The 6181-nt window shown below is 65.1% G+C and carries 6 protein-coding genes; all 6 read left to right on the top strand.

Going from position 1 to position 6181, the window contains the following annotated elements:
* Positions 1-66 precede the first annotated feature (66 nt).
* Positions 67-1599 (top strand): ABC transporter ATP-binding protein, encoded by a 1533-nt coding sequence (locus tag NE609_RS16600; protein WP_256153156.1) that lies wholly within the window; start codon positions 67-69, stop codon positions 1597-1599.
* Positions 1596-2654, top strand: a complete 1059-nt coding sequence (locus NE609_RS16595; RefSeq protein WP_121587717.1) for an ABC transporter permease — start codon at positions 1596-1598, stop codon at positions 2652-2654. The genes NE609_RS16600 and NE609_RS16595 overlap by 4 nt, the downstream gene beginning before the upstream one ends.
* A gap of 31 nt (positions 2655-2685) precedes the next feature.
* Entirely contained in the window at positions 2686-3618 is a 933-nt protein-coding gene (locus tag NE609_RS16590) for a pseudouridine-5'-phosphate glycosidase (RefSeq protein ID WP_256153155.1), read from the top strand.
* 64 nt (positions 3619-3682) lie between these two features.
* The gene (locus tag NE609_RS16585) at positions 3683-4657 is read left to right on the top strand and encodes a carbohydrate kinase family protein (RefSeq protein ID WP_256153154.1); all 975 of its coding nucleotides are present in this window, start codon (positions 3683-3685) and stop codon (positions 4655-4657) included.
* A gap of 167 nt (positions 4658-4824) precedes the next feature.
* Complete coding sequence (locus NE609_RS16580) at positions 4825-5046, top strand: helix-turn-helix transcriptional regulator (RefSeq protein WP_101552513.1); 222 nt, start codon at positions 4825-4827, stop codon at positions 5044-5046.
* Entirely contained in the window at positions 5043-6035 is a 993-nt protein-coding gene (locus NE609_RS16575; RefSeq protein WP_256153153.1) for a ComEC/Rec2 family competence protein, read from the top strand. Before NE609_RS16580 ends, NE609_RS16575 begins: the two co-directional genes overlap by 4 nt.
* The last annotated feature ends 146 nt before the right edge of the window (positions 6036-6181 follow it).

The following is a 6181-nucleotide window of genomic DNA, read 5'->3' as shown; positions in this document are numbered from 1 at the left end:
CCCCCCCCCCCCCCCCCCCCCCCCCCCCCCCCCCCCCCCGCGACCGGGATGCGGCAGGTGACTTTGATGAATCCTGAATACGATCTGGAGCTCTCCGGCATCACCAAGCAGTTCGGCGCGACGCTCGCCAACGACCACATCCATTTCGGCGTAAAAAAGGGCGAGGTCCATTCGCTGATCGGTGAAAACGGCGCGGGAAAGAGCACCCTCATGAATATCCTCTACGGGCTTCTGCGCCCCGACGAGGGGGAGATCCGCCTCGGCGGGAAGCCGCTCGTGCTTCGCAGTCCCAAGGACGCCATCGCCAACGGCATCGGGATGGTGCACCAGCATTTCATGCTCTCCCCCTCCCTGACCGTCGCGGAAAACATCGTGCTCGGGCACCGGCCGCCCGGGCAGCGGGTGCTGTGGAAGCCCCGCGAGATGGAACGCCACCTCGAGGCGATCAGGCGGGACTTCGACGTCGACCTCCCGCTGGACGCGCCGGTGAGCAGCCTCACCGTCGGGCTGATGCAGCGGATCGAGATCGTCAAGACGCTCTACCGCGGGGCGAAAATCCTCATCCTCGACGAGCCCACCGCGGTGCTCACCCCGCAGGAGAGCGAGGAGCTCTTCCACACCGTCCGCAAGCTCTCGCAGGCCGGGCACACCGTCATCTTCATCTCCCACAAGCTGCGGGAGGTGATGGAGATCTCCGACCGGATCACCGTCCTGCGGGCGGGGAGGTCGGTCGACACGGTGAACAAATCCGACGTGACCCCCCGCCTTCTCGCCCAGATGATGATCGGGCGGGAGATCAGGGGGCTCGAGCCCAAGGATACCGACCGGGGGCCGGTCGCGCTCTCGGTCGAGGACCTCGCGGTCCCCGGGGACCGCGGCGCGCTGGAGGTGCGGGGGCTCTCCTTCGAGCTGCGCATGGGGGAGATCCTCGGCGTGGCGGGCGTGGAGGGCAACGGGCAGACCGAGCTGGCCGAGGCGGTCATCGGGGTCCGCCGCCCCGCTGCGGGCCGCATCGAAATGCAGGGGGAGGAGATCACCCGCATGCCGGTCGGCAAACGGTTTGAGCGGGGGCTCGCACACATCCCGCAGGACCGCGTCAAGGAGGGGCTCATCCTTGACTTCTCCCTCACCGACAACCTCGTCCTCAGCATCCGGAACGGCCCGCCTGTCTCGAAGCACGGGGTCATAGACTGGAGGGCGGCGCAGACGGTCAGCCGAAAGCTCATCGCGGACTATCAGATCAAGGCGTCCTCCCCCGAGGAGGCCTGCAAAAACCTTTCGGGCGGCAACATGCAGAAGGTGGTCGTGGCGCGCGAGCTCTCCAAGAAGCCCCGCGTCATCATCGCCTGCCAGCCGACCCGCGGGGTGGACATCGGCGCGTCGGAGTACATCCGCAGGATGCTCATGGAGATGCGCGACGCGGGCAACGCCGTGCTGCTCATCTCCGCCGACCTCGACGAGGTCATGGAGCTCAGCGACCGGATCATGGTCATGTACGGCGGCAGGAAGACCGGCGAGCTGCTGCGCGCCGAGGCGGACGAGCACAAGCTCGGGCGGATGATGTTCGGCATCACGGAAAGCGAGGAGGCGGAGGGATGAATCAAAAAGCGGTACGGTTTTTCCGGGGGCTCGCGCGCATCCTGCTCATCCTGCTGTGCGCCTTCGCGCTCAACACGCTGGTGCTGCTCGCCAGCGGCAAAAGCCCCGCCACCATCTATTCCGCCCTCTTCAAGGGCGCGTTCGGCGGCGTCTACAACCTGGCGCGCTCGCTGCGCTGGGCCACCCCGCTCGTCTTCACCGGGCTCGCCTTCGCGGTCTCCTCCCGGTGCGGCATCTTCAACATCGGCGCGGCCGGCCAGCTCTACCTGGGCGCCTTCGCCGCCACGGCGGTGGGCCTCGCCCTGCCCGGCGCGCCCCGCCTTGTGGTCCTTCCGCTCGCCATGCTGGCCGGAATGGCCGCCGGGATGCTCTGGTCGGTGCTCGCCGGCTCCATCAGCATCCGCTTCGGGGCGAGCATCGTGGTGGTCACGCTCATGCTCAACTACGTGGCCACCCTCTTCACCGAATATCTCGTGCGATATCCCTATTACGAGCCGGGCACCCTCGGGGAGAGCGGCTCGACCGCCTACATCCCGGAGGGCTCCCGCCTGACCGTGCTGATCGGCGGCACCAACGTCACCACCGGGCTCCTGATCGCCCTCATCGCGGTGGCGGTCATCGCCTTTTTCGACGCGAAGAGCGTCCTCGGCTACGAGTGCCGGGTCATCGGCGCGAACGAACGGTTCGCCGAGTTTTCCGGCCTGCGGGTCGGCGGCCGGCAGATGCTCGTCTACGCCGTCAGCGGCGCCATCGCGGGACTGGGCGGCGCGGTCGAGATTCTCGGGAATTACGGGCGGTTCATGATCGATTTCTCCCCCGACGTGGGCTTCGACGGCATCGTCGTCTCCCTGCTCGCGGGCGGGAATCCCGCGCTCGTGCCCCTCTCCGCCTTCTTTATGGGGGCCATGACGAGCGGGTCCATCGCGATCGAGATGTTCGGCGGCGTCCCCAAGGCCATGGCCAAAATCCTCATGGGGATCGTCATTGTCATCATCACCGTACAGAAGCTGCCGCAGCTTCGCGCAAGATTCCGGGCGGCGGCTTCCGGACAGTGAAATCATCAAATCAGGAAAGGACCATAAGCACATGAAAAAAACCTATCTGCGAATTTCCCCGGAGGTCGAGGCGGCACTTGCCGAAAACAGGCCGGTGGTGGCGCTGGAAAGCACCATCATCTCCCACGGCATGCCCTACCCGCAAAACGTCGAGACCGCCCTCGAGGTGGACCGGATCATCCGGGAAAAGGGCGTCGTCCCCGCGACCATCGGCGTCATCCACGGGGAGATCATCGTCGGCATGGACCGCGATGAGATCACCTATATGGGCAAGGCCGGCCTCGCGGTCCGCAAGCTCTCCCGGCGGGACATGGGCGCGGCCGTCGCCCTCGGGCTGGACGGCGCGACCACCAGCGCGGCGACCTCGATCATCGCGCACCTGGCGGGCATCCGCATCTTTGCGACCGGCGGGCTCGGCGGCGTCCACCGCGGCGCGCCGGAATCCTTCGATATCTCCGCCGACCTCGATGAGATCGCGCGCACGCCCGTGCTGACCGTCTGCGCGGGGCCCAAGGCCATCCTCGACATCCCGCTCACCCTCGAATACCTCGAGACGAAGGGCGTCCCGGTCGTCAGCTACCGCTCCGACCGCCTGCCCGCCTTCTATTCCTCCCAAAGCCCCTACAGCCCGGATTACCGGCTGGACGACCCCGCCGACATCGCCCGGATCTTCCACCTCCAGCAGGAGATGGGGCTCTCCAACGGCATGCTGGTCTGCAATCCCGTGCCAGGGCAGTATGAAATCCCGCAGGAGGAGATCAACCCGGTCATCGAACAGGCCGTCCGGGAGGCCGAGGAGAAGGGCATCCACGGCAAGGATTCCACCCCCTTCCTGCTCGACCGGGTCAAGCAGATCACCGGGGGGCGCAGCCTCGACACCAACATCCAGCTGGTTTACAACAACGTCCGCCTTGCAAGCGAAATCGCCAAGGCGCTCGCCGCGCTTTCGGCGGGAGAACTCTGAAAATACGTGTGGAAGAACGCGGGCGGGCGGACGCGGCTCCCCCGCCCGCGGATGAGGAGTCATCATGGCAGAAAGGATCGAACTGGCGGTGTTCGGACACACCACCCGCGATTTTATCGTCACCTATGACGGCAGGCTCCAGCTCGGGTATCTGGGCGGCGGCGGCATGAACGCCGCCGCCGGGGCGTCCTACTGGGCGAAGGACGGGGAAGTCGGGCTCGTCACGCGGCGGGCCTCCGCCATGCCCCCCGCCCTGCTCGAACCGCTGGCCCGGCATCCCGGCCTCGACATCGAGGGGGTGCGGGTGATGGAGGGGGAGGGCATCAAGCTGTGGCTGCTTTACGACCTCGACGGCTACCGCCACTGGGTCAAGCACCACGATTCCGCCAACCGCATGGAGGCGGCGCCCGCCCCCGGGGACATCCCGCCCCGCTACCTCGACGCCGGGGGCTTCCATATCGCCCCGCTCCCCCCCGGGGAGGTCCTCGCCCTGCTGAACGCCCTGCCGGAGGGGCGCGTCGTCCAGCTCGACCCGCATTACGAGTGGTTTTTCCAGCGGCATATCGGCCTGTGGGAGCAGATCCTCAAAAAGGTGACGGTCGTCACCCCGAGTGAGGACGAGTTCACCAAGTTCTGGGAGATCCCCTACGGGCAGCCGGTCGAAAACTACATGCCCTATCTCCGCAGGCTCGCCGCCATGGGGCCAGAAGTCGTCGTCCTCAAGATGGGCGGGAAGGGCGCCGTCCTCCATGTCAGGGAGGAGGACGCCTTCTATCTGGTGCCGCCCTGCGCGCGGGACGATGAAATTATCGACGTCACCGGCGCGGGCGACAGCTTCTGCGGGAGCTTCTGCATCAACCTGCTGCGCGGGAGGCCGCTTCTGGAAGCCGCCGTCTGCGGCATGGTGGGTTCCGCCGTCTCCATGGGCCTGCGCGGCGTGCCCGAATATCTCGGCGTGCCCTTCGGCCGCGCCGAAGCGCTCTACCAGCGGGTCCGCAAACAGATGGCAAACCGAATCGTCCGATTGGACAATGGATAACGGAACGGGGGTCCCGCATAGCGGGGCCCCCGTTCCTTTGCCATGTGTGGGAAGAAGTCTTTCTATGCATATGATAGCATGTATCCATTGTGCAATGCAATAGTCTTTATGCATACATACCATATGTTTTAGCATCATATTAAAACATATGGAATGGAGGCTTCAGTATGTTACGCTTAGCCGCGTTGGAAAAGCTCCAGGAGATCGGCAAAACAAAATATTGGCTCAATAAGCAGTTGGGAATGAGCGGACAAAACCTGAATCGGATGCTCAACAACGAGACGAAATCCATCCGTTACGAAGTTCTTGAGAGCCTGTGCGTCATTTTCGGCTGTACGCCCAACGACCTTCTCGTCTTTGACGAGGATCAGCCGGAGGGGAACCAATGAGCCGGACCCGCCGGAAAAAGCGCAGGCCGCTGCCCTTGAAACAGGTCCTGTTCAGCGCCCTTGCGGTGCTGGCTGCGCTCTTCGTCCTGATCCTTCTCAACGAGGCGCTCGGAAGCGGCCTGCCGCTGCCCGGCACGGACGACGTGATGAACGGGCTTGGCGGCCTCTATGAAAAGGCCGGGCTTTCCCCCGCGGCGGTCACGCGGGCGGAGGGGGAGCTCGCCGTCCACTATGTCGACGTGGGGCAGGCCGACTGCGAGCTCATCCAGACGCCCGAACAAAATGTGCTGATCGACGCAGGCGACGTGGGCGGCGGGGATGCGGTCACCGCCTACCTCAAGGCGCAGGGCGTTGAGCGCATCGACCTGCTGATCGCCACCCATCCTCACGCCGACCACATCGGCGGCATGGCGGACGTGGTAAACCAGTTCGAGATCGGCAAGGTCCTTTTCGCGGAGGTGCCGAGATCGCTGACCCCAACCTCCAAAACCTACGAACGCCTGCTCGACGCGATCGCCGACAAGGATTTGAAGGTCGCCAAGGCGCAGCCGGGCATCAAATATGACCTCGGCGGCGGCGCGATGCTCACCGTCCTCGGGCCGATGGACGAATACCGCGACGACCTCAATGAAAATTCCGTCGTCTGCCGCCTCGACTTCGGCGAGACCTCCTTCCTCTTCACCGGCGACGCCAGCAGGCAGAGTGAAAACGATCTCGTCAAGGCCTATGGCGACGGCCTTTCCGCCGATGTGCTCAAGCTCGGGCATCATGGGAGCGACACCTCCTCACAGGAGAAGTGGCTGAACGCCGTCGACCCGGAGGTCGCGGTCTGCTGCGTCGGCTGGGACAACACCTATGGGCATCCGAGTCCGGAGGTGCTCGAACGGCTCGAAAAGCGCGGCGTCACCCTTTACCGCACCGACCGCAACGGCACCGTCGTTGTCACTTCGGACGGGGAACAGCTTGCGGTGCAAACTGAAAAGTCTTAGATTTGCCGCTCGGCGAGCGGCAGAGCTTGTCGGTGGCCGGCCGACGGTGGGCTTAGGCTTGCCGCTCGTGAAGCGGCGGAGCTTGTCGGTAGTCGACCGACAGCGAGTTCCTTTCTTGCTCGCCCAAGAAAGGAACCAAAGAAGGG

This window comes from Anaerotruncus sp. DFI.9.16 (assembly GCF_024461615.1).
Classification (GTDB): Bacteria; Bacillota; Clostridia; order Oscillospirales; family Ruminococcaceae; genus Anaerotruncus; species Anaerotruncus massiliensis.
The sequence above is the reverse complement of the archived record's forward strand: the minus strand, read 5'-3'. Positions and strand labels throughout refer to the sequence as shown.

Excerpts from the sequence above, each read along its gene's own strand:
- NE609_RS16600 (WP_256153156.1), top strand. The coding sequence starts at position 67 with ATGAATCCTGAATACGATCTGGAGCTCTCCGGCATCACCAAGCAGTTC.
- NE609_RS16595 (WP_121587717.1), top strand. The coding sequence starts at position 1,596 with ATGAATCAAAAAGCGGTACGGTTTTTCCGGGGGCTCGCGCGCATCCTG.
- NE609_RS16590 (WP_256153155.1), top strand. The coding sequence starts at position 2,686 with ATGAAAAAAACCTATCTGCGAATTTCCCCGGAGGTCGAGGCGGCACTT.
- NE609_RS16585 (WP_256153154.1), top strand. The coding sequence starts at position 3,683 with ATGGCAGAAAGGATCGAACTGGCGGTGTTCGGACACACCACCCGCGAT.
- NE609_RS16580 (WP_101552513.1), top strand. The coding sequence starts at position 4,825 with ATGTTACGCTTAGCCGCGTTGGAAAAGCTCCAGGAGATCGGCAAAACA.
- NE609_RS16575 (WP_256153153.1), top strand. The coding sequence starts at position 5,043 with ATGAGCCGGACCCGCCGGAAAAAGCGCAGGCCGCTGCCCTTGAAACAG.